Source organism: Kribbella italica (assembly GCF_014205135.1).
In the GTDB taxonomy this organism is placed as follows: domain Bacteria; phylum Actinomycetota; class Actinomycetes; order Propionibacteriales; family Kribbellaceae; genus Kribbella; species Kribbella italica.
This window is the reverse complement of record NZ_JACHMY010000001.1, coordinates 4733269-4755422: the sequence shown is the minus strand read 5'-3', so window position 1 is coordinate 4755422 and position 22154 is coordinate 4733269. Positions and strand designations below refer to the sequence as shown.

The window sequence follows — 22154 nt, the reverse complement described above, 5'->3', positions numbered from 1 at the left end:
ACGATCGGTGATCTGTCAACGAACCCGTATGCTTGGTCGATGGCTGAGGTGCAGTGGCTCGATGCGCGCGAGGCGCAGCTGTGGCAGACGTACCGCGACTCCTACCGGGAGTTGATGGCCGCGCTGGAGGGCCGGATGACGGCCAACGGCGGCCTGTCCCCGGCCGACTACGCCCTGCTGCACCCGCTGTCGTCGTCCGAGGACGGCGTCCTGCGGACGCGCGAGCTCGGCAAGTCCGTGGGCTGGGAGCGCAGCCGCCTGTCGCACCAGGTCAGCCGGATGGAGAAGCGCGGCCTGGTAATCCGCGAGGAGTGTCCGTCCGACGCCCGCGGCTCGATGGTCCGGATCACGCCGGCCGGCCGGGCGGCGATCGAGGCGGCCGCGCCGGACCACGTCGACGCCGTCCGGACGTACGTGTTCGACCGGCTCTCCCGCGAGGAGCAGGACGTGCTGGCCGGCCTGCTCGAGCGCGTCCTGAGCGGCCTGCCGACCCGCGACCTGTGCCGCACCGACGCCGACTGCTGACCCCCGTCACTGTCCCGTCAGCCGAGCACCTGCGTCAGTCGTCCGCGGCCTGACCTGCCGCTGACGGGCGGTGAGCACGACCTGGGCCGCGGCGAGCAGGACGATCAGGCCCAGGATCGTGTTCACCAGCCAGGCCAGATCCGGTGCCCAGAGCACGAGTTGATCGAGCTCGAGACCCAAGGCTCGCGGCAGGAACCAGGCGAGGATCGTGGCCAGCCCTCCGAGCAGGAGCAGCGACAGGGCGAGGCGCCACAGTCTCCTGGGCCGGCGGGGGTGGATCGCCCGTTGGATGCTGAAGGCAAGCAGTACGACGAGCAGCAAGGCGAGCGCGACGAACCCGGCGAGTGCCGCGGGATAGCTGATGCTCGCCTTGCTGGGCGTCGGTTCGCCGCCTGCCAGCAAGGTTGTGAGTCCGAACGCCGTGTCCAGAAGCTGCGGCTCCTGGAACGTCCCGTACGCATTCTGCAGTACGACGACCGCCCGGTCCTGCGACGGCAGCAGCATGATCGCGGCCTGGTAGCCGGCCACCGCGCCGCCGTGCCACACCACCGGCTGGTCCGAGTCGACACCGAAGTTCTTCAGCGGCCAGCGCCGCCAGCCGAGCCCGTACTCAAGCCCTTCGCCCGCAGGGGTCTCGCCACGGTGCAGTTCGGTCAGCAGGTCCGAATCCAGCACCTTCGGGGCCGCGCCGAGCTGGGCCTGGGCGAAGGCGATCGCGTCCTGCAGAGTGCCGCCCAGGTAGCCGTAGCCGACGCCGGCCGCGTCGTACGGCGAATCCATGGCGACCGGCTGCCCGAAGACGTACCGGTGTCCGGGCGGCAGGCGATCGCTCGGTGCGGTGATCGCGCCCTTCATGCCGAGCGGCTCGAGCAACCGCGTCCGCAGTACGTCGGCGAACGGTTTGCCGGTGACCTGCTCGATCACCGCCGAGAGCGCCAGGTAGTTGAGGCTCGAGTAGTGGTGCTCGGCGCCCGGCTCGCTGACCGCGCTGATCGTGGCGAAGTCGGGAATGGTCGCCAGCGGTCGACGTCCGGGATCGAACTGGTCGGTCAGGGTCAGTGAGGTGGGGATTCCGCTGGTCTGGTTGAGCAGTTGCCGTACGGTGATCCGCTCGGCGCCTGGTTCCTTCAGCCGGAAGGCCGGCAGGTAGCTGACGACCGGGGCGTCGAGCCGGAGTTCGCCGGACTTCGCCAGGGTCATCGCCAGCGTCGCGGTGACCGGCTTCGAGACCGAGCCCCAGAGGAACGGGGTGGATGCGGTCACCGGCTTTCCGTCGCCGTCGGTGCCGAAGGTGCCGGTGTGCACGACGTCGCGGGCGCTCACGACGGCGTACGCGACGCCGGGCGCCTGGGTCGCCGCCATGCGCTCCCGCACGTGCTCGTCCGGGCTCAGGAGGATCAGTAGTGAGGTCAACGATAGCAATATGTGCATATTTTTATCGTAACCATATGGCTGTATTGTCTGCACTGTGCCTCGTGTCGCGGACCATGCCGAACGTCGTCTGGCCATCGCTGCCGCGTTCCAGAAGCTGGTCGCCGACGAAGGGTTGCGGCGTACGTCGTTCGCGCGGGTGGCCGCCGAGGCGGGAGTGTCGGTCGGGCTGATCCAGCACTACTTCGCGAACCGCGACGAGTTGCTGCTGTTCGCGTACCAGGAGGGGCTGCGGTCGATCTTCGACCGGGTCGAGGCGCGGATCCAGGCGGGTGAGGCGGCCGGCCGGCCGATCTCCTCGATGGTGCTGGACGGTCTGGCCGAGCTGCTCCCGCTCGACGAGCAGCGGACGGTCGAGTACCGCGTGCAGCAGAGCCTGCGGTCCGAGGCGCTCAATGACGACGGGCTGGCTCAGGTCGTCCAGCAGGCCGCGGCCGCGTTGCACGAACGGGTCGCGACCGCGGTCGAGAACGGCAAGGAGTGTGGTGAGGTCGAGGCGGCCGTCGACGCGGGCCGGTCCGCCATGATGATCCTCGCGACCGCCGACGGGCTGGCCGCCGCGGTCGCCCTCGCTCGCCCGGCGTCGACGCCGGCGGACGCCGTACTGCGGCCTGTTCTGGACCTGGTCTTCACCGGTCGCTGCCGGCACTTCGACCGCTGAGTCTGGAAGTCACTGCCAGTACTCGGAGGTAGTTGGCGGTGACACGCCGTCACGGGCAGCGAGGGGCCGACGGGCCGTCAAGAATGAGATTCGTTCAGATGCGCCTGAATTTGACAACGATTTTCATTAACGGCAGGATCGACGCCGGCGGGGGAACTCGCCGGGACCCATCGCACCGTGAAGGAAAACTGATGTCCGAAGCGCTGAACAGACGTGGGTTCCTGGGCCTGGCCGGGGGACTGGGACTGGCCGCGATCGCCGGCTGCGGGAGCGGCGGCGACCAGCCGGCCGCGCAGCCGCAGCAGGGTGGCCGGCTGCGGGCGGTGTTCGCCGGCGGCGGCGCCAAGGAGGTGCTCGACCCGCACGTGCAGAGCCTGTTCGTCGACATCGCGCGGCACAAGGCGCTCTACGAGAAGCTGGTCGAGCTCGGGCCGGACCTCAAGCCGGTGCCGCGGCTGGCGGAGAAGTGGGAGCCGGACGCGCAGGCCGCGACCTGGCGCTTCACGCTGCGGGATGTCACCTGGCACAACGGCAAGTCGCTGACCACCGACGACGTGCTCTACAGCCTGGCCCGGATGGCGGACCCGTCCGCGCCGGACCGGGTCGCCCAGTCGTCGCTGGCGTCCCTGGACCTCAAGCGGTGCCGCGCGGTCGACAAGCGCACGGTCGAACTGACGCTGACCGCACCGAACGCCGAGTTCCCCGCGCTGCTGGCCGGGATCGGGACGCAGATCGTGCCGGACGGGTTCAAGGACCCGACCAAGCCGATCGGCACGGGCGCCTTCACTTTCGTCTCCTTCGAGGCCGGCCGGTCCATGGTCGCCAAGCGGTACGCCGACTACTGGGACGGCGCGGCCCGGATCGAGGAGCTGCACCTGCTGTCCGCCGAGGCGGAGGCGCGGGCCAACGCGGTGCAGGGCGGCCAGGCCGAGTACGCGAACGACATGACCGCGACCTTCGCGCGGACCGCCGAGGCCGGCCGGACGGTGAAGATCGTGGCGGCCAAGGGCAGCACGATGCAGTCGTTCGTGATGAAGACCGACCAGGCACCGTTCGACAACCCCGACGTCCGGATGGCGTTCAAGCTGCTCGTCGACCGGCAGCGCCTCGTGGACGTCGTCCTGGCCGGGCGCGGCGTGGTCGGGAACGACCTGTTCGGCAAGGGCTACCAGTACTACCCGGACGGACTGCCGCAGCGCGAGCGCAACCTCGACGAGGCCAAGGCGCTGCTGAAGAAGGCCGGCCTGGTGAACAAGGAGATCGAGATCTTCACCGCCGACGCTTCGGCCGGGTTCGTCGAGGCCGCGACCCTGCTGGCCGAGCAGGCCGGTGAGGCCGGGGTGAAGCTGAAGGTGACGACGGGCAGCTCGCAGACGTACCAGAAGGACCTGCTGACCAAGGGCGCGATCGGCAGCCACCGGTCCGGCGCGATGCCGATCCCGCAGTACATCACCGACCGGCTGCTGTCGAAGTCGCCGTTCAACGCGACGCACTGGCGGCGGCCGGCCTTCGACGCCGCGTTCGCGTCGGCCCAGGTGCTGACCGACGAGGCCGCGCGGGCGGCCAAGTACGGCGAGCTGCAGAAGACGGTGCGCGACGAGGGCGGCATCCTCGCCTGGGGACACCCCGACTACCTGATCGCCGTGTCGTCCAAGGTGCAGGGGGTCGAGGCGGTTCCGCCGAACACCCTGGACCAGGGCCGGTTCGACAAGGTGTGGCTGGCCTGAATGCGGGCCTACGCGGCCCAACGGGCTGCCCTCGCGGTGCTCCAGCTCGCCGTCTTGTCGGTGCTGGTGTTCGTGCTGACCTCGCTGCTACCAGGTGATGCGGCGGACATGCGGTTCACCGAGACGCTGACGCCGGAGCAGGTCGCCTCGCTGCGGGCGCAGCTCGGGCTGGACCAGCCGGCGATCGAGCGGTTCGGCCACTGGGTCGGGAACGTGCTGAGCGGAGATCTCGGGACGTCGCTGATCAGCGGTGGGCCGGTGCTGGACATCGTGAAGGCGTCGGTGGGCGCGACGCTGGTGCTCACGGTGGCGACGCTGGCGGTCGTCGTACCGGTGGCTGTTGCCTTGGGCATCTTGATGGGGACGCGCGAGAACGGGCGGCTGGACCGAACCGTCACGTCGATCACGCTGGCGTTGAGCGCGATTCCGGACTTCGTGATCGCGGTGGTGCTGGTGGCGGTGTTCTCGCTGAAGCTCGGGTGGCTGCCGGCGACGTGGGTCGGCGGTGATCTCCTCGCGAGTCCGGTGCTGCTGGTGCTGCCGGTCGGCGTACTGCTCGGGCGGACGGTGTGCCTGCTGTCGCGGCAGGTGCGGGCGGGGACGATCAACGCGCTGCACGCCGACTACGTCGTACAGGCTCGGCGGCTCGGGGTGCCTCGGCGGCGGTTGCTGCTGCGGCATGTCCTGCCGAACGCGGCGGTGCCGGGCGTGCAGGAGCTGGCGCGGACCGGGGACACGCTGCTCGGCGGCGTGCTGGTGGTCGAGGCGATCTTCGCGATCCCGGGGTTCGCGACGGCGTTGGTCGATGGTGTCGAGACGCGTGATCTACCGGTGGTGCAGGGATTGACGCTCGTCCTTGCTGTGGCCGCGCTGCTGATCAACCTGGGGGCTGACCTGGTCTGCAACCGGCTGGTCCCGCGGTCGGAGTTGCTGCGATGAGAGCCCGTACGCCGGTCGCCGTGTCGCTGCTGCTCGTACTGATCCCCCTGCTGGTGGCGGCGTTCGGGCCGTTGGTCCCTCTCGACCCTGCTCCGGGCCTGCCGTACGAGCGTGGCGCCGGGCATCCCCTCGGCACCGACGGGCTCGGTCGCGACGTACTCGCGCTGCTGCTCGACGGTGGACGGACGGCGCTCGGGATGGCGCTCGGCGCGGTCGCGATCGCCTACCTCGTCGGCGGTCTGATCGGGCTGGTTGCCGCCTCGACGCGGCACCGCTGGCTCGACGAGCTGTTGATCCGGCCGCTGGACGTGCTGCTCCCGCTGCCGTCCCTGCTGGTGATCAGCGTCGTCGCGGTCGGGTGGCGCGCTTCCGCCCTCGCGATCACGCTCGCGGTCGCCGCGGTCAACGTGCCGACGGTCGCCCGCCTGGTCAGAGCCGCCGCCCTCGACGCCGCCAGCAGCCCGGTGGTGGAAGCCCTGCGGATGCAACGCGAAAGCTGGTTCGGCATCCACCTCGGGTACGTCGGCCGCGCCGTCCTCGGACCGGTCGCCGCCGACATCGGCACCCGGATCACGCTGGCCGTCTTCCTGGTCGCGTCGGTCAACTTCCTGGGACTGGGGCTGAGCCCGACCGCGCCGGACTGGGCGGTGAGTGTGAGTCGCAATCGCGAAGGGTTGCTGTTGCAGCCGTGGGCCGTGCTGGCTCCCGCGTTGCTGCTGGTGGCGTTCACGCTGGGGTTCAACCTGCTGGCCGACCGCTTGGTGCACCGCACGCGCCGGATGGCAGAGGTCAGCCGATGACAGCACTGGTGCGAGTCCGTGACCTGTCGGCGCGAGCAGGCCGATCCATCCTCGTCGATCAGGTGAGCTTCGAGGTGTGGGCCGGGCAAGTGACTGCTCTGGTCGGTGCCTCGGGATCAGGGAAGACGACCTCGGCGTTGGCTCTCCTCGGGGAGCACGGGGATCGTGTCGATCTGCGGGGGCTGGTCGAGGTCGCCGGAGAGATCGTTGTCGACGACAACGGCCCGACGGCCGCGGAGGTCCGTGGGCGGGTGGTGGCCTACATGCCGCAGCACCCGGGCAGCGCGTTGAATCCCGCGCGGCGGATCGGGGCGGGGCTTCGGGAGCTGGAGAAACTGCATCATCCCGGGCAGGACGTCGTACCGGAGGCTTTGCGGGCGGCGCAGTTGCCGCAGGACCGGAAGACCCTGCGACGGTTCCCGCACCAGTTCTCGGGCGGGCAGCGGCAGCGGATCGCGCTGGCGCAGGCGTTGACGTGCCGGCCGCGGGTGCTCGTGCTGGACGAACCGAGTACGGGGCTGGACTCGATCACGCGGTTGCAGCTCGTGGGAGAGCTGCGGGAGCTGGCGGGCGAGGGGCTGGGGATCTTGCTGCTCAGTCACGACCTCGATCTGGTGCGGGCGCTGGCGCATCACGTCGTCGTCCTCGATGCCGGGCAGGTGGTCGCGTCCGGCGGATCCGAGGTCCTGCCGGACGGGCCGGAACTGCCCGTCGTCAAGGGAACCGATCACGGCAGCGAGCCGTTGCTCCAGGCAACAAGACTGTCCGCGCGGGTGCGCGGACGGGAACCGATCCTGCGAGAGGTCGACCTCAGCGTGCTGCCCGGAGCCTGTCTCGGCGTGGTCGGGCGGTCCGGGAGCGGCAAGACGACGCTCGCGCGGTGCCTGGCCGGGCTGCACGAGCGGTACGACGGGGAGATCACGCTCGACGGCGACGTACTCCCGGTACTGCGGAAGCGGACGGCCGAGCAGAACCGGCGGGTCCAGTACGTGTGGCAGGAGGTCCGCGGGTCGTTCGACGAACGGCGGCCGGTGGTCGACCAGGTCGCGCGGACTGCGCAGCGGCTCAGGGGCTTCCGGCCCCTGGAGGCCAGGGACGAGGCGGTCGCCGTACTGGCTCGACTTGGCGTGTCGGCGATGGTTGCCGGGCGGCCGCCGAGCCGGCTGTCCGGCGGTGAGCTGCAGCGGGCCGCGCTGGCCAGGGCACTGCTGGCCAAGCCCGACGTACTGATCTGCGACGAGATCACCACCGCGCTCGACGAGCACGGCACCGGACTGGTCGTCGAACTGCTGCAGGAGCTGAAGCAGCAGGGCACCGCGCTGGTCTGGATCAGCCATGATCTCGGCCTGGTCGCGGCCGTCGCCGACGACGTCCTGGTGATCGACGCCGGCCGGGTCGCCGAGCAAGGACCCCCGGCGACCGTGATGACCCACCCGTCCACTGAGGTGACCCGGCGGCTGGTGAGGGCCGCCCGGGTCGGACAAGATCCGCCTCCGCCCGTGCCATCCCTGAGTACTGACACGAGGAGCACCCCGCAGTGACGATCCCTGGCACAGCCCGGCTGCACGACCATCTCGCGGAGGCGATCAAGGACCCGGACCCGATTCGCGTCGGTGACGACCTGATCTGCCTGCGGTTCGAGACGATGAAGGTGTACTCCGCGCTCGGCGCCGTACGGCATCTGCTGGAGACCGGCGCGGTCCGGACCGGTGACACGCTGATCGACAGCTCGAGCGGGATCTACGCGCACGCGCTCGCGCTGGCCTGCCACCGGTACGGGATGAAGTGCCACATCGTCGGCTCGACCACGGTCGACAAGACGCTGAGGGTCCAGCTGGAGATCCTCGGTGCCACCGTCGAGCAGGTGCCGTCGTCGAACAACCTGCAGCTCGACCAGAACCTGCGGGTCCGCCGGATCGCCGAGATCCTGCGCGACAACCCGTCGTACCACTGGATGCAGCAGTACCACGACGACATCCACTACCTCGGGTACGGCGCGGTGGCCGACCTGGTCGACCAGGTCGCCCCGGCGGGGCCGCTGTGCCTGGTCGGCGGGGTCGGGACCGGCGCGTCGACCGGCGCGATCGCGGCGTACCTGCGCGACCGCGGGCGGGACGTGAACCTGGTCGGCGTCCAGCCGTTCGGCAGTATCACGTTCGGCGCCGGGCACACCCAGGACCCGGAGATGATCATCGCCGGGATCGGCAGCTCGATCGAGTTCCGCAACGTCCGGCACGAGCTGTACGACCGGCTGCACTGGGTCTCGTTCGACTACGCGATGTCGGCGGCGGTCGACCTGCTGCGGACGTCCGGGGTGTTCGCCGGGCTGTCCGCGGGCGCGGCGTACCTGTCCGCAGTGTGGGAACACCAGTGCGACAGCAGCCGGCAGCACGTCTTCCTGGCCGCCGACACCGGGACCCGGTACGTCGACTCCGCTTTTTCCCGGCATGCCGAGGCGCGGCCGATGAACAGCATGCGGCCGCGGGAGATCGACTCGCTCGAGCAGCTCGCCGTACCGTGGTCGGCGATGTCCTGGGACCGCCGGGAATCGGCACTGGTACGGCGCGAGCAGTTTCCCTCTGCGACTCCGTCGCATTAGCCTGATGAGCATGTCGGGGTATGTGCTGCTGCCGCGGTTGTTCACGGCAATGGAGCTCGACCGCCTGCGGGACGCGGTCGAGCAGGTGCACGCCGCGGTCGTCTCCGCGGCGGAGGCCGGGCAGACCCAGCTGACGGTCTGGCCGGACGGGCACCGGCTGGAGGAGATCGACGGGACGACGATCCACTGGGAGCCGGACGCGCCGGGCAAGGCGGTCCGCTCGCTGTCGCCGGTGTCCGGGATGTCGCCGGTGATCGACGCGCTGTGGACCGATCCGCGGTTGACTCGGCCGATGGCGGCCCTGCTGAGTTCCTTGCCCACCCCAATGGCCCGGTCGCTCGGGGCGTCGTCGCTCGGGCCGTTCGTGGCCAAGCTCAACTTCAAGCGGGCCGGGGTCGGGTCGGAGTTCGCGTGGCACCAGGACTTTCCGTACTGGTACGGCTGCGCCGGCTCTTCGGCGTACGAGATCGCGACGGCGATCGTGATGCTCGACGACAACACGGTCGCGAACGGCGCGATGACGCTCGTCCCGGGGAGTCACCTGGGTGGTCCGGCGCGGCGCGATCCGCGGGACCCGACCGGGCTGTACGTCGATCCGGCGGCCGTCGACGAGTCCGCGGCGGTGACGATCGAGGCGCCGGCCGGGTCGGTGCTGATGTTCCCGGGGCTGATGGTGCACCGCTCGGCGCCCAACCGGACGGCGACCGATCGCCGGTCGCTGCTGTTCTGCTTCCAGCCCGCCGGCCGTCCTGAGTTGTCCGCCCTGACCTACGACGCCGAAAGGCTGGCCTCACTGCCTTGATGACCTCTGTCGCCGCTCTGACCTCTTCTGTTCTCGCCGGGGAACGGGGGCCCGTGCCGTCGACCGTGCCGGTGATCAGCGCGTTCTGGTTGCACAACACGACGCGGCTGCCGGGCGCCGACGTGACGTACAAGAACTACTACGTGCTGCTGCGCGTCGGTGAGGTCTTCGGGGCGTGCGCCTTCGAGGAGGGCGAGCTCGATCCTTCGTTCTGCGCCTCCGCGTCCGGGCTCTCCGTGGCGGAGTTGCTCGAGGATGCGCCGCTGCCGGTGCGGATCGCCGCCCTGGACGCCTACCTGGCGTCGGTCGAGCCGCACCACACGGCCGCCGGTGCCGAGGAGATCGTCCTGCCGGCCGGTACGCCGGACGTGCGGGCCCGGGCGCGCGACGCGGCCGTCGCCGGGCTGCTCGACGTCGCGCCCGGCGCGAAGGTCGCGCTGATCGGCGTGGTGAACCCGCTCGTGGACGCGATCACGTCACGAGGTGGTCTCTGTTTGCCCTGCGACTTCAACCTGCGCGAGACCGCCTCCGGACTGCCGGTTTCCCGCGACATGACGGAGGTTCTGGACGCCGCCGACGCGGTCGTCGCGACCGGAATGACCTTGAGCAACGGCAGTTTCGACGTCCTCGTCGACCGTTGCCGTGAGCAAGCGAAGCCGCTGGCCGTCTATGCTCAGACCGGAAGTGCGGTGGTGCGCGCCTTCCTCGGCTCCGGGGTCACCGCGGTGTCCGCCGAGCCGTTCCCCTTTTCCCAGTTCAGCTCCCGCCCGACGAGCTTGTACCGCTACCACCTCCAGGACGGAGCGTCCCGCACGTGAGCACCGACAGCCGCAACCCAGCTGTTTCTCCTTCGCTGACCACCCCCGAGGAAGTCCCCGGGGATCTCCGGATGGCCCGGCGCCTGTGGCCGTTCCTGCTGGCCTCGACGATCAGCCTGATTCCGTTCACCGTGTTCGGGATGTACCTGGTGCCGATCGCCGACACGGCGGGCGGCAGCGTGGCGGAGATCGGCGGGCTGCGGGGGCTCGGTGGTCTGGCCGCGCTGGTGGTCGGGTTCGCGCTCGCGCCACTGATCGACCGGCTGGCGCGTGAGCTGGTCGCCGCCGGCGGACTGGCGCTGCTCGGGTTGTCCGCGCTGTTGGGTGCTGTGGGCAACGTGTTCGCGCTGGCCGCGTTCTGTCTGCTGATCGGGGCGTCGACCTCGATCCTCGGGCCGTCGATCGGCGCGGCCGCGGCGGACCGGTTCAAGTCGCCGGCTGCCGCCGGGCGGGCGGCGACGCTGGTGTCGGCGACGACGTCGATGATGGCGATGCTCGCGGCGCCGGTGCTCGCCGTACCGGGGATCGTGTGGGGCTGGCGCGGCAACCTGATCGCCGCCGCCGTCATCTCGCTCGCGCTGTCCGCGGCGTTCTTCTGGCGGGGCTGGGGGCGCAAGGCGCCGCTGCGCGCCGACGGCGCGGCCCGGATGAGCTACCTGGCGACGTACCGGGCCCTCGCGCGGATCCCCGGTGCGGTCCCGCTGCTGGCCGTCGCGATGCTGCGGACCGCCGCCTTCATGGGGTACCTGGCGTACCTCGCGGCCTTCTACGACGAGAAGTTCTCGCTGGAGCCCGGCTGGTTCGCGCTGGTCTGGTCGCTGAGCGGTGCGTCGTTCTTCCTCGGCAACCTGTTCGCCGGCCGCTTCCTCGCGACCGACCGGACGTGGCTCGGCCCGGACAAACTGCTGCTCGCCGGTGTGGTCGTCGCGCTGGTCAGCGTCACGGCCTTCTACTTCTCGCCGACGCTCCCGACCACGCTCGTCCTCACCGCGCTGATGGGCGTCAGCCACGCCACCGTCGCCGCCTGCGTCACCACCCTCCTCGTACGCCGAAGCGGCGACCTCCGTGGCTCCGCCCTCAGCGTCAACGCCGCCGGCATGTCCCTCGGCGTGTTCCTCGGCGCAGCGATCGGAGGCCTCGGCCTGGGCGTCGCCGGATACCCAGGCACGGCCGCAGCTTTCGGAGTCATCACCCTGCTCGCACTTGTCTTCGCTTTCCGTGTGCGGGCTACCGACGCCTGAGCCGGTCGGGGTCTTCCCCTGACTGTCCCTGGGGTTCTTCCCGCCGACCCTGGAAGGAAGAATTTCGCGTTCCCGGGTGGACGGAGTGCGGGATATCGTTCGGGGTTATGGAGAATCTGCCCGAGCGCCAGAACCCGCACGCGCATCTGCGGGCGTCCGACACCGATCGCGACCAGGTCGTCGAGGTGCTGCGGGACGCGCTGATGAGTGGGCGGCTTTCGCAGGACGAGCACGCCGAGCGGCTGGAGCAGACGCTGAGCGCGCGCACCCTGGGCGAGCTCGAGCCGATCACCGTCGACCTGGCGATCCCGGGGCAGCCGTTCCGGCCGGCCGCGGCGATGCAGGTGCCGGCGAGCGGGCGGGTGCCGATCGAGGAGCCGACCGGTTCGCAGGACAGCTTCGAGCTGGTGGTCGGGATCTTCGGCGGCAGCGAGCGCAAGGGCCGCTGGCGGGTGAAGCGGCGGACCAACGTGCTGGCGATGTTCGGCGGGTGCGACCTCGACATGTCGAACGCGGTGTTCGAGGGCCGTGAGGTGACGGTCTACGCGTTCGCGATCTTCGGCGGGATCGACATCGTCGTCCCGGAAGGTGTCGAGATCCGGAACCAGGGCTTCGGGATCATGGGCGGCTACGGGGTCTCCGGCGGGCAGGGCGAGATCGACCCGACCGCGCCGGTCGTCGTACTCAAGGGCCTGGCGCTGTTCGGCGGAGTCGGCGCGAAGGTCTTCAAGCCGAAGAAGAACAAGAAGAACCCGGACGCCTGATCAGGAGACCTTCGCGCCGACGTGCAGCGCGAGGCCGTCCCGGGCGGCCACGTCGGCCGTGAACCAGCCGCCCGCGTCGACGGTGTAGGTGCGTCCGGTGCAGGACCCGCCGGCGAAGTCGCCGTGGAAGACGTCGCAGTAGGTGCCGGCCGGCAGCGAGGTCTGGTACGAGCGTCCGGTCACGGCCGAGGTCTCGTCGTTGAGGATCAGGTACCCCTTGGCGCCACGGCCGAAGGCGATCGTGTCGTTGCCGTTGTCCCACCAGTTCCCGACCGTCGTACCGCGGACGGCGTTGTGGAACCCGACCAGGTTCGCGATCACCTGCCACCGGTGCTCGCAACGCCAGCGGTCGGTGAAGCACGTGGTGTCGGTGGTCCGGCCGGTCGACGTCGCCGGCGGGCCCTGGTCGTTCGACGCGTAGTCGTAGCTCGACATCACCTTCGGCGTGCCGTAGGTCCAGGCGAGCATGAAGGCGTTCGCCAGCGCGTACCGGCCGTTGTCGCGGAAGGTGAGCACGCCGGAGCCGCGCTGGGTGTCGTGGTTGTCGGTGAACACGACGGCCCGGTCCGACGCGAGTGGTGAGGCGAAGGTCCGCAGGTAGGCCAGTCGCTCGGTGTTGAAGATCTTGGCCAGGTCCTTGCCGTACCGGAACTCCAGCACGTCGCCGTTGCCGGTGTACTCCTCCGGAGTGATCGGCTCACCGGCGCCGTGGATGACCTCTTGGTAGAGGTACGCCGGCCTGCTCAGCCGGCTCTTGATCGCGGCGATGTCGGCGGCCGGCATGTGCTTGGAGGCGTCCAGCCGGAAGCCGTCGACGCCGACCGAGAGCAGGTCGTTCAGGTACCCGGCGATCCGGTCGCGGACGTAGCCCGAGCCGGTGTCCAGGTCGGCCAGGTCGACGAGTTCGCAGTTCTGCACCTCGTACCGGTCGTTGTAGTTGACGATGTCGTCGTTGCCGTTGCGGCCGCAGTGGTGGAAGTCCTGGGTCTGGTAGATCCCGGGATAGTCGTAGTGCGAGTACGCCGACCCGGCGCTGCCCGTCCCGCCGCTGCCACCGCCGGTCATGTGGTTGACGACGGCGTCCACGTAGACCTTGACGCCGGCGGCGTGACAGGCGGACACCATCGCGGCGAAGGCGGCGCGGTCGCCTCTGCGGGTGTCGTCCAGCCGGTAGCTGACGGGCTGGTAGTCCTGCCACCAGGGATACCCGTTGCCCGGGAGGACTACGTGTTCCTGCGGTGGGGAGATCTGGACCCCGCCGTACCCTCGCGGGCCGAGGAAGTCGCGGCACTCCTTGCCGACCGACGTCCAGTTCCACTGGAACAGCTGGACCACGACATCGCGATCGCCCGCGGGGGCGGCGACGGCCGGGGCCGCGCCGGGCAGGACGGCGCCCAGCAGAACCAGGCAGAGCAGCAACGGCAACCGGCGCATGCCGACAGTTCTTCCCTCAGATCCAGGACTTGAACCACATGCGGTTGAGCCAGTCGGGGTGCGGGAGGACCTTGTCGGTGAGGATCGGCCAGATGTAGGCGAAGTTGAGCACGACCAGGACCACGAAGGCGCCGACCACCGCGCTGCCGATCAGGCGTCGTGGGGTCGCGGTCTGGAAGGCGGTCTTGGCGGGGCCGAGGACCTTGCCGAGGACGAGGGCGACCGCCATCACCGTGAACGGGATCATCGTCACGGCGTAGAAGAAGAAGATCGGTCTGTCGTCGAAGAAGAACCAGGGCACCCAGCAGGTCAGGTAGCCCACGATCGGTACGCCGAAGCGCCAGTCGCGCTGCGCGACCCACAGGACCAGGGCGGCCAGCAGCGCCAGCGCGCCGCCCCACCAGAGCAGCGGCGTACCGACGGCGGAGATCACCGACAGGCAGTTCGTGCCCTCCTTGGCCTCGCAGCCGTTGGTACCGGGCTTGATGTCGTTGACCGCGTCGAAGCCGATCGGGCGGGCGACGATCATCCAGCCGGCCGGGTGCGAGGAGTACGGGTGAGTGGCGTTCTTGATGTAGTCGCCGGTGTGGAAGGCGAGCACTTCCTGGTGGTAGTGGATCAGCGACCGGAAGTCGTCGGGCACGACCTTCATCACGCCGGTCGCCGGGTTCTTCGAGGCGTAGTCGTGGTCGTAGGCGTTGTCGTGCAGCAGCCAGCCGGTCCACGTCGCGGTGTAGGTGACGAGCGCGACCAGGACGATGCTGAGGAACGCCGGGATGCCGTCGACGACGGCCGATCGCCAGAACGCGTGCCGTACGCCGAGCGCCCGCCGCGCGCCGAGGTCCCAGGCGAACACCAGGATGCCGAAGCCCGCGATCACCCAGACCGCCGACCACTTGGTGCCGAGCGCGAGGCCGAAGCAGACACCCGCCGCGATCCGCCACGGGCGGAGCAGCAGCAGTCGGCCGACAGCACGGCGTACGCCGGGACCGGTGCCGTCGTCGAGGGACTCGGCGTGCCGCCGGCGGGTCCAGTCGCGGTCGGCGACCAGGCAGGAGACCGCCGCGACCAGCCAGAACGCCAGGAAGATGTCGAGCAGGGCGACCCGCGACATCACGAAGTGCAGGCCGTCGACGGCGAGCAGCAGACCGGCGATCGCGCCGATCAGCGTCGAGCGCGTCATCCGGCGGACCGTCCGGATCACCAGCAGCACGGTCAGCGTGCCGAACAGGGCCGGCATGAACCGCCAGCCGAACGTGTTCATCCCGAACAGGTGCTCGCCGGCGGCGATCATCCACTTGCCGACCTCGGGGTGCACGGTCAGGCTCGGGGTGTCCTTGAAGACGTCCAGGTTGCCGGCCAGGATCTGCTTGTCGGCGATCCCCTCCGGCTTGTCGATGAACTGCCGCGCGTACCCGAACTTGAGCAGCGAGTACGCGTCCTTGGCGTAGTACGTCTCGTCGAAGACGAACTTCACCGGGTTGCCCAGGTTCCAGAACCGCAGGATCGCCGCGAACGCCGTGATCGCCAGCGTCGCGATCCAGCCGCCCTCGAAGTCCCGCGGCATCGGCGGGTACAGCCGCTGCTTCACCGGCGGCAGCTCACGCCCGAACGCGTCCCGTCCGAGCGTCTCCCGCGCTGGCACGGCACCCGCACCCTGGTCATCGATCACGGCAGTCACGCCCGCCATCGTACGGAGCCCCCGGTCAACCGTCTCCCCACACCGCCGTCCGGGTGGTCCGGGTTCCTGCCTGTGGATATCCCCACGGCGCCGGTCAGACCTTCTAGACTCGACGTATGAGTACGCCACGCGAAGAGCTGCACGCTCTCATCGACTCGCTCTCGGACGGGGCCGCGGCGGAGCTTTTGCCAGAGCTTCGGCTGCTCAAGCTGCAGGCCGAGGCACGCAACGAGCATCCGCGGGGTTCGGGTACATGGCCACCAGCCTGGTTCGGGTCGATCGAGGGCAGTGCCACGGACATCTCCGAGCGCGCTGACGAGATCCTCCGCGCGGAGATGGGCCGCGGCCGGCAGTGATCGTTGTCGACACCGGCCCTTTGGTCGCCGCGGCGATCACGTCGGACAAGAACCACCGTCAATGCGTTGAGCTGTTTGCGTCTCTGAGGATGAACAAAGAACGGCTCGTCATCACGCCTTTCGTGGTGACCGAGGTGTGCTATCTGCTGGCGCGCCAGGGTGGCGCGAAACCGGAGGCGGCCTTCGTACGTTCATTGGTGGCGGGCGACTTCACCGTCGTTCCGTCAACGCTCGACGGACTGGAACGCACCGCTGACCTGATCGGTCAGTATGCCGACCTGCCGCTCGGGATGGTGGACGCTGCTGTGATCACCCTGGCGGAGCAGCTGGGAGTGGATGAGATCGCGACGCTCGACCGCCGGCACTTCAGCGTGGTGAGGCCGAGTCACGTTCCGGCGTTCACCCTTCTCCCATGACTGGGCGACTGATCTTGGCGGGGACTCCGATCGGGGATCTGGGGGACGCGACGCCTCGGCTGGCTCGGGTGCTGTCGACGGCGGACGTGGTGGCGGCGGAGGACACGCGGCGGTTGCGGCGGTTGACCAGTGAGCTGGGGATCGTGGTCGGCGGCCGGGTGACGAGTTTCTTCGAGGGGAACGAGCGGGAGCGGACGCCGGAGCTGGTGGCGGCGCTGGTCGAGGGGCAGACCGTCGTGGTGGTGACCGACGCGGGGATGCCGAGCGTGTCGGATCCGGGGTACCGGCTGGTGGCGGCGGCGATCGAGGCTGGGGTGGACGTCACCGCGGTGCCGGGGCCGTCGGCGGTGCTGACGGCGCTGGCGTTGAGCGGGTTGCCGGTGGACCGGTTCAGCTTCGAGGGGTTCCTGCCGCGGAAGGCGGGCGAGCGGGGGAAGGTTCTCGCGGAGCTGGCGCAGGAGCGGCGGACGATGGTGTTCTTCGAGGCGCCGCACCGGCTGGCCGCGTCGCTGGAGGCGATGGCCGAGGCGTTCGGGGCGGACCGGCGTACGGCGGTGTGCCGGGAGCTGACGAAGACCTATGAAGAGGTGAAGCGGGGCCCGGTCGTCGAGCTGGCCGCGTGGGCCGCGGACGGGGTGCGCGGGGAGATCACGGTGGTGGTCGCCGGCGTCGACCCGTCGGCGCGTCAGCTGGGGCCGGAGGAACTGGCCGCCGAGGTCGCGACCGACGAAGAGGCCGGTACACCGCGCAAGCAGGCGATCTCCGACGTGGCCAAGCGGTACGGCGTACCGAAACGGACCGTGTACGACGCCGTACTGGCTGCCCGCGAACCCCGGTAAATCACGCTGGCCGGGCGCACTACGCTTGAGTCATGTCGGAGAAGCCCTACTACGTCACCACGCCGATCTACTACGTCACGGCCGCTCCCCACATCGGCAGCGCGTACACGACGGTCGCCGGAGACGTCCTGACCCGCTGGCACGCCCAGCGCGGCGAGCGCAAGTGGTACCTGACCGGTACCGACGAGCACGGCGAGAAGGTGCTGCGCAGCGCCCAGGCCCAGGGCATGTCGCCCCAGGAGTGGACCGACAAGCTGGTCGAGGAGGCCTGGAAGCCGGCCTGGGTCGACGTCGACGTGGACTACGACGACTTCATCCGGACCACCGAGCCGCGGCACACCGAGCGGGTCCGCGAGTTCGTCCAGGCGCTGTACGACCAGGGCGACGTCTACAAGGGCGAGTACGAGGGCCTGTACTGCGTCGGCTGCGAGGAGTTCAAGCTTCCCACCGACATCCGGACCGACGAGGACGGCACCCAGCGGTGCCTGATCCACGGCACCGAGCTGGAGAAGGTCTCGGAGACCAACTACTTCTTCCGGCTCTCCGCGTACGCCGACCGCCTGCTCGCGCTGTACGAGTCGCAGCCCGACTTCGTCGCGCCGGCGAGCGCGCGCAACGAGGTGGTCTCGTTCGTGAAGCAGGGCCTGCAGGACCTGTCGATCACCCGGTCGACGTTCGACTGGGGCATCCCGGTGCCGTGGGACGACAAGCACGTCCTCTACGTCTGGGTCGACGCGCTGCTGAACTACGTGACCGCCGCGGGCTACGGCTCGGACCCGGAGCGCTTCGCGCAACTGTGGCCGGCGAACGTGCACCTGGTCGGCAAGGACATCCTGCGGTTCCACGCCGTGATCTGGCCGGCGATGCTGATCGCCGCCGGGCTCCCGGTGCCCAAGCAGGTCTTCGCGCACGGCTGGCTGCTGGTCGGCGGCGAGAAGATGAGCAAGTCGAAGCTGACCGCGATCGCGCCGAAGGAGATCACCGACCACTTCGGCTCCGACGCGTTCCGGTACTACTTCCTGCGCACGATCCAGTTCGGCTCGGACGGCTCGTTCTCCTGGGAGCACCTGAACGCGGTCTACACCTCCGAGCTGGCCAACGGCCTGGGCAACCTGGCCTCCCGGATCGCTGCGATGGTCGGCAAGTACTTCGACGGCGTCCTGCCCGAGCCGACCGACCACGGCCCGGCCGAGCAGGTGCTTGCCGACAAGCTGGCCGAGACCGTCGCGACGGCCGACAAGGCGATGGACACGCTCGCGTTCCACGACGCGCTGGCCGCGATCAACGACCTGGTCGGCGCGGTCAACGGCTACGTCTCCGAGCAGGAGCCGTGGAAGGTCGCGAAGGACGAGGCCCAGCGCGAGCGCCTGGCGACGATCCTCTACACGTCGGCCGAGGTCCTGCGGGCGGTCGCCGTACTGCACCACCCGACGATGCCGAAGACCGCCGCCAAGCTGTGGTCCCTGCTCGGCGCCGAAGCCAAGCTCGGCGCTCTGGCCGACCAGCACGTTCAGGACACCGGCACATGGGGCCAGCTCCCCGCCGGCTCCACACTGGTCAAGGGCGACGCGCTCTTCCCACGCCTGACCGAAGAATCCTGATTCTTTTCCGGGAGCTGTAGAGAAGGGCTCGACGACTCCGATAACCGGGTGAAAGCTCACCTACGCATCGGAGGACATCGTGAACAGCACCGGGAAATCCGTCAGTCTGCAGTCGCTCGCCCCGCTGGTCGGCACCTGGTCGATCAGCGGGCCGGGCCAGAGCGGCAGCGTCCGGTACGAGTGGTTCGAGAACCGGTCGTTCCTGGTCCAGCACATCGACATCGTCTCCGACGGCGAACCGACCCGGGGGATCGAGTACATCGGAGTGGACCCGGACACGGCTACGCTCCGGTCACACTTCTTCGGTACGAACGGCAAGATCCTCGAGTACACCTACGACCTGTCGGACGGCACTCTGACGATCTGGTTCGGTGGCCCGGAGTCGCCGGCGAAGTTCGTCGGCGAGTTCGACGCCACCCGGACGGTGAACACCGGCGCCTGGCAGTGGCCCGGCGGCGGGTACGAGTCGACGATGACCCGCGTGGACGGTGACGCACGATGAAGTACATGATCATGACGTTCGGCGACTCCTCGGCCTGGGACACCCTCGGCCTCGGTGGTGGTGAGGCGACCTGGTCCGAGGACGAGATCGCCGCGCACTTCCAGGCGATGGGCGACTTCTACGGCGAGCTCGCCGCCAACGGCGAGCTGGTCACCGGGTTCGGCCTGGCCGACCCCTCCCACACGATGACCGTCGAGATCGTCGACGGGCGACCGGTCACCTCCGACGGCCCGTACGCCGAGACCAAGGAGGTCCTGGCCGGCTTCGGCATCATCGACGTCCAGTCGCACGACCGGGCGGTCGAGCTGGCCGCACGGTTCTCGGCCCTGGTCCAGACCCGCGTCGAGCTTCGTCCGGTGTCGGAGCCCGGCGGCCAGGACCTCTGACCGTGGCCGAGGCCGCGCCGACCACGAACGGCATCGAGAGCCTGCTGCGCGAGCACGCGCCGCGGGTTCTCGCCGCCGTCACCCGGCGGTTCGGCCGGTTCGACGTCGCGGAGGACGCCGTACAGGAAGCACTGCTCGCGGCCGCGACCCAGTGGAAGCAGGACGGCGTCCCGCCCAACCCGCCCGGCTGGCTGATCACGGTCGCCGTACGCCGGATGACGGACCTGCTGCGCAGCGAGCAGGCCAGGCGGCGCCGTGAGCAGCTCGACGCGACCCGGCAGCTGCCGGAGGACCTGCTGGGATCGCCGGCTGACACCAAGCCCGCTGAGCAGGACGACACCCTGGTGGTCCTGTTCCTCTGCTGTCACCCCGATCTCCAGCCGCCGAGCCAGGTCGCCCTCACGCTCCGGGCGGTCGGCGGCCTGACCACGGCCGAGATCGCCCGGGCCTTGCTGCTTCCCGAGGGCACGATCGCGCAGCGGATCACCCGCGCCAAGCTACGGATCCAGCAGTCCGGCGCGCGATTCCGGATGCCGTCCGAGGCCCAGCTCCGGGACCGCCTGGGCGTGGTGATGCAGGTGCTCTACCTGATCTTCAACGAGGGCTACACGGCGTCGTCGGGCGAGGCGCTCCAGCGGGCCGAGCTGGCCGGCGAGGCGATCAGGCTGACCCGGATGTTGCGGGCGAAGCTGCCCTCCGAGCCGGAGGCCGGCGGGTTGCTCGCGCTGATGCTGCTCACCCACGCCCGGCGGGTGGCGCGGTCGGGGCCGAGTGGCGAGCTGATCACGCTGGCCGAGCAGGACCGCTCGCTCTGGAACCGCGACCTGATCGCGGAGGGCGTGCACCTGCTCGAACAGGTGCTGCCCAGCCGTCGTCCCGGCCCGTACCAGCTGCAGGCCGCGATCACGGCCCTGCACTGCGAGGCTCCGTCGTACGCCGACACCGACTGGCGGCAGATCGTCGCGCTGTACGACGTCCTGGTGCGGCTGTCGAACGATCCGGTCGTGCGGCTGAACAAGGCCGTCGCCGTCGCCATGGTGCAGGGGCCGGCGGCCGGGCTGGAACTCGTCGACGCGCTGGCCGCTGATCCGAAGTTCGTGGCCCACCATCGGGTCGCTGCCGTGCGGGCTCATCTGCTGGAGGAGGCGGGTGAGTTCGAGGCCGCCCGCGGGGCGTATCTCGACGCTGCCAAGCGCACGATCAGTGTGCCCGAGCAGCGGTATCTCCGGAGCCGGGCCGCGCGGCTGACCGACGGCTAGGCCGAGGCCGTCGCCAGGTACAAGGCGGCGGCTTCGGTGCGGCTGGTGACGGCGAGTTTCGTCAGGATGTTGGCGACGTGGTACTTCACCGTCGACTCGCTGATGTGCAGGTTGTCGGCGATCACGCGGTTGCGGTGGCCTTGAGCGAGGCGTTCGAGGACTTCCAGTTCGCGCTGGCCCAGGGCCGCGAGGGGTTCGGCGGTGAGGATCTTGCCGGCGGCCGAGAGTGTGGTGGTGAGGGCCCGGGCGGTCTTGGCGACGTCGGACAGGGCGACCGGGAGCATGATGCGCAGCGTCAGGCCCCAGCCGGGGACGGCTTCGACGTCGAGGCGGCCGCCTTGGGCGCGGAGGCGTTCGGCGATGCGGCCCAGGTCGAGCCGGTCGTCCAGTACGCCGGGGCCGTCGTCGCGGACGGTGGCCTGCAGGCCGGTCGGGTTGATGCGCCAGCCGACGCGGATCCGGCGTACGCCGTCCTGACCGAGCATCGCCAGTACGGCGGCGCGCACGGCGACCCGGGCGGCGTGCGCGAGGTCCGACGGGAGCAGTCGGTCGTTGCTGGGGGCATCCAGTTCCAGCTCGACCGGGAGGTGCCGGAGCAGGGTCTGCAGCGAGTCGGCCAGGCGCTGGAAGGCGCGGCCTGCGGGTTCCTCGCCGGCGTCGGCGCGGTCACGCTGCGAGTCGGTGCGGAGGTCGGCCAGCGCGTTGAGCGCGAGGTCGACGGCCGTCGTACGCGCTGCGGCATCGTCGATCTGGCGATTGCGCAGTACGCCGAGCAGCGCGGCGAGCGTGGCCGTGTGGGCGTCGGACAGCTCGGCGGCGACCACCTCGCGGGCCATCGCGACCGCGCGGGACTGGGCCAGGACGCTCGGCTCGATCTCGAGGGTGAGCCGGTTGAAGTGCGCGGTGACCACGTCCCAGAGGGCCTGGATGAGCGGCAGCGTCTCGTCGGCGACCCGGTGGCCGGGCGCGAGGACGAAGGCCAGGACCGAGCCGCGCGGCGCGTGGTCGCTGGCGACCGTGAGCACGGTCTCTTCGGTGCCGCCGATCTGCGCCTCGCCCTGCCAGGGCCGGCCGGCGCTGACCGAGCCGATGAACGGCGCGAGCTCGGCGCCGGTGATCACGCTGGTGATCCGCGGGTCGCCGACCGCGCCGAGCGGAGAACCGGCGCACTGCGGGGTGAGGTTCGCGACCGCGCGGTGCGGGACGACGGTCGCCAGGGTCTCCGAGAGTTCCGCGATCATCTGCGGCGGCTCGACCTGGACCAGGCGCGCGGCGGCGGTCAGGACGGTCACGGCCTCGGAGTTCTCCATGGCGTCCAGACTACGTGGGTTGATCCATCCACCCGGCCGTTCTTTCGGACGGCGGACAGCTGG

The 22154-nt window shown here is 70.0% G+C and carries 22 protein-coding genes; 18 read left to right on the top strand and 4 right to left on the bottom strand.

The annotated features are described in order from the left end of the window. Positions 1-39 precede the first annotated feature (39 nt). Positions 40-525 carry a MarR family winged helix-turn-helix transcriptional regulator gene (locus tag HDA39_RS22040; protein ID WP_184797924.1) on the top strand — a complete coding sequence of 162 codons (486 nt, stop codon included), beginning with the start codon at positions 40-42 and terminating at the stop codon, positions 523-525. Positions 526-531: 6 nt separating this feature from the next. Here HDA39_RS22040 and HDA39_RS22035 read toward each other — a convergent pair whose 3' ends face one another. Continuing rightward, positions 532-1938, bottom strand: a complete 1407-nt coding sequence (locus HDA39_RS22035) for a serine hydrolase domain-containing protein (RefSeq protein WP_184797921.1) — start codon at positions 1936-1938, stop codon at positions 532-534. A 55-nt stretch (positions 1939-1993) separates the two neighbouring features. Here HDA39_RS22035 and HDA39_RS43345 point away from each other — a divergent pair, with 55 nt between their 5' ends. From HDA39_RS43345 to HDA39_RS21985, 10 genes are all read left to right on the top strand, one after another. Next, complete coding sequence (locus tag HDA39_RS43345) at positions 1994-2617, top strand: TetR family transcriptional regulator C-terminal domain-containing protein (protein WP_184797919.1); 624 nt, start codon at positions 1994-1996, stop codon at positions 2615-2617. A 191-nt stretch (positions 2618-2808) separates the two neighbouring features. Beyond that, positions 2809-4344 (top strand): ABC transporter substrate-binding protein, encoded by a 1536-nt coding sequence (locus HDA39_RS22025; RefSeq protein ID WP_184797917.1) that lies wholly within the window; start codon positions 2809-2811, stop codon positions 4342-4344. After that, positions 4345-5283 (top strand): ABC transporter permease, encoded by a 939-nt coding sequence (locus HDA39_RS22020; protein ID WP_184797915.1) that lies wholly within the window; start codon positions 4345-4347, stop codon positions 5281-5283. Then, positions 5280-6083 (top strand): ABC transporter permease, encoded by an 804-nt coding sequence (locus HDA39_RS22015; RefSeq protein WP_184797913.1) that lies wholly within the window; start codon positions 5280-5282, stop codon positions 6081-6083. The genes HDA39_RS22020 and HDA39_RS22015 overlap by 4 nt, the downstream gene beginning before the upstream one ends. After that, positions 6080-7624, top strand: coding sequence for an ABC transporter ATP-binding protein (locus HDA39_RS22010; RefSeq protein WP_184797911.1), 1545 nt, complete (start codon positions 6080-6082; stop codon positions 7622-7624). The genes HDA39_RS22015 and HDA39_RS22010 overlap by 4 nt, the downstream gene beginning before the upstream one ends. After that, entirely contained in the window at positions 7621-8682 is a 1062-nt protein-coding gene (locus tag HDA39_RS22005; RefSeq protein ID WP_337925846.1) for a pyridoxal-phosphate dependent enzyme, read from the top strand. Before HDA39_RS22010 ends, HDA39_RS22005 begins: the two co-directional genes overlap by 4 nt. Before the next feature lie 10 nt (positions 8683-8692). Beyond that, the gene (locus tag HDA39_RS22000) at positions 8693-9484 is read left to right on the top strand and encodes a phytanoyl-CoA dioxygenase family protein (protein WP_238356119.1); all 792 of its coding nucleotides are present in this window, start codon (positions 8693-8695) and stop codon (positions 9482-9484) included. Continuing rightward, positions 9484-10302 (top strand): Rossmann-like domain-containing protein, encoded by an 819-nt coding sequence (locus HDA39_RS21995; RefSeq protein ID WP_184797907.1) that lies wholly within the window; start codon positions 9484-9486, stop codon positions 10300-10302. The genes HDA39_RS22000 and HDA39_RS21995 overlap by 1 nt, the downstream gene beginning before the upstream one ends. Then, entirely contained in the window at positions 10299-11543 is a 1245-nt protein-coding gene (locus HDA39_RS21990) for an MFS transporter (RefSeq protein WP_337925845.1), read from the top strand. Before HDA39_RS21995 ends, HDA39_RS21990 begins: the two co-directional genes overlap by 4 nt. Positions 11544-11650: 107 nt before the next feature. Further along, complete coding sequence (locus HDA39_RS21985; protein WP_184797905.1) at positions 11651-12307, top strand: DUF1707 SHOCT-like domain-containing protein; 657 nt, start codon at positions 11651-11653, stop codon at positions 12305-12307. Here the strand turns inward: HDA39_RS21985 and HDA39_RS21980 are convergent, their stop codons facing one another. Further along, positions 12308-13741: an alpha-amylase gene (locus tag HDA39_RS21980; RefSeq protein ID WP_184797903.1), complete on the bottom strand. Its 1434-nt coding sequence runs from the start codon at positions 13739-13741 to the stop codon at positions 12308-12310. It lies immediately after the preceding gene. 16 nt (positions 13742-13757) lie between these two features. Continuing rightward, positions 13758-15308, bottom strand: a complete 1551-nt coding sequence (locus tag HDA39_RS21975) for a phospholipid carrier-dependent glycosyltransferase (protein WP_184806433.1) — start codon at positions 15306-15308, stop codon at positions 13758-13760. A gap of 230 nt (positions 15309-15538) precedes the next feature. On the opposite strand from HDA39_RS21975, the gene HDA39_RS21970 reads away from it, so the two are divergent. From HDA39_RS21970 to HDA39_RS21940, 7 genes are all read left to right on the top strand, one after another. After that, positions 15539-15778 carry a hypothetical protein gene (locus HDA39_RS21970; RefSeq protein ID WP_184797901.1) on the top strand — a complete coding sequence of 80 codons (240 nt, stop codon included), beginning with the start codon at positions 15539-15541 and terminating at the stop codon, positions 15776-15778. After that, complete coding sequence (locus tag HDA39_RS21965) at positions 15775-16194, top strand: PIN domain-containing protein (RefSeq protein WP_184797900.1); 420 nt, start codon at positions 15775-15777, stop codon at positions 16192-16194. Before HDA39_RS21970 ends, HDA39_RS21965 begins: the two co-directional genes overlap by 4 nt. Further along, positions 16191-17033, top strand: a complete 843-nt coding sequence (gene rsmI, locus HDA39_RS21960; protein ID WP_184797898.1) for a 16S rRNA (cytidine(1402)-2'-O)-methyltransferase — start codon at positions 16191-16193, stop codon at positions 17031-17033. The genes HDA39_RS21965 and rsmI overlap by 4 nt, the downstream gene beginning before the upstream one ends. Before the next feature lie 32 nt (positions 17034-17065). After that, on the top strand, positions 17066-18634 hold the full coding sequence (gene metG, locus HDA39_RS21955) for a methionine--tRNA ligase (protein WP_184797896.1): 1569 nt from the start codon (positions 17066-17068) through the stop codon (positions 18632-18634). Positions 18635-18713: 79 nt separating this feature from the next. After that, complete coding sequence (locus tag HDA39_RS21950; RefSeq protein ID WP_184797894.1) at positions 18714-19136, top strand: hypothetical protein; 423 nt, start codon at positions 18714-18716, stop codon at positions 19134-19136. Then, positions 19133-19522 (top strand): YciI family protein, encoded by a 390-nt coding sequence (locus HDA39_RS21945; protein ID WP_184797891.1) that lies wholly within the window; start codon positions 19133-19135, stop codon positions 19520-19522. The genes HDA39_RS21950 and HDA39_RS21945 overlap by 4 nt, the downstream gene beginning before the upstream one ends. A 2-nt stretch (positions 19523-19524) precedes the next feature. After that, on the top strand, positions 19525-20781 hold the full coding sequence (locus HDA39_RS21940) for a sigma-70 family RNA polymerase sigma factor (RefSeq protein WP_184797889.1): 1257 nt from the start codon (positions 19525-19527) through the stop codon (positions 20779-20781). Here HDA39_RS21940 and HDA39_RS42450 read toward each other — a convergent pair. Continuing rightward, entirely contained in the window at positions 20778-22091 is a 1314-nt protein-coding gene (locus tag HDA39_RS42450) for a LuxR C-terminal-related transcriptional regulator (RefSeq protein WP_184797886.1), read from the bottom strand. The genes HDA39_RS21940 and HDA39_RS42450 overlap by 4 nt on opposite strands. Positions 22092-22154 lie beyond the last annotated feature (63 nt).

Coding starts and splice junctions, on each gene's coding strand:
- HDA39_RS22020 (WP_184797915.1), top strand. CDS start 4,345: ATGCGGGCCTACGCGGCCCAACGGGCTGCCCTCGCGGTGCTCCAGCTC.
- HDA39_RS21975 (WP_184806433.1), bottom strand. CDS start 15,308: ATGCCGCGGGACTTCGAGGGCGGCTGGATCGCGACGCTGGCGATCACG.
- HDA39_RS22010 (WP_184797911.1), top strand. CDS start 6,080: ATGACAGCACTGGTGCGAGTCCGTGACCTGTCGGCGCGAGCAGGCCGA.
- HDA39_RS21970 (WP_184797901.1), top strand. CDS start 15,539: ATGAGTACGCCACGCGAAGAGCTGCACGCTCTCATCGACTCGCTCTCG.
- rsmI (WP_184797898.1), top strand. CDS start 16,191: ATGACTGGGCGACTGATCTTGGCGGGGACTCCGATCGGGGATCTGGGG.
- HDA39_RS22000 (WP_238356119.1), top strand. CDS start 8,693: ATGTCGGGGTATGTGCTGCTGCCGCGGTTGTTCACGGCAATGGAGCTC.
- HDA39_RS22015 (WP_184797913.1), top strand. CDS start 5,280: ATGAGAGCCCGTACGCCGGTCGCCGTGTCGCTGCTGCTCGTACTGATC.
- HDA39_RS21945 (WP_184797891.1), top strand. CDS start 19,133: ATGAAGTACATGATCATGACGTTCGGCGACTCCTCGGCCTGGGACACC.
- HDA39_RS21995 (WP_184797907.1), top strand. CDS start 9,484: ATGACCTCTGTCGCCGCTCTGACCTCTTCTGTTCTCGCCGGGGAACGG.
- HDA39_RS22040 (WP_184797924.1), top strand. CDS start 40: ATGGCTGAGGTGCAGTGGCTCGATGCGCGCGAGGCGCAGCTGTGGCAG.
- HDA39_RS21980 (WP_184797903.1), bottom strand. CDS start 13,741: ATGCGCCGGTTGCCGTTGCTGCTCTGCCTGGTTCTGCTGGGCGCCGTC.
- HDA39_RS22025 (WP_184797917.1), top strand. CDS start 2,809: ATGTCCGAAGCGCTGAACAGACGTGGGTTCCTGGGCCTGGCCGGGGGA.
- metG (WP_184797896.1), top strand. CDS start 17,066: ATGTCGGAGAAGCCCTACTACGTCACCACGCCGATCTACTACGTCACG.
- HDA39_RS21985 (WP_184797905.1), top strand. CDS start 11,651: ATGGAGAATCTGCCCGAGCGCCAGAACCCGCACGCGCATCTGCGGGCG.
- HDA39_RS42450 (WP_184797886.1), bottom strand. CDS start 22,091: ATGGAGAACTCCGAGGCCGTGACCGTCCTGACCGCCGCCGCGCGCCTG.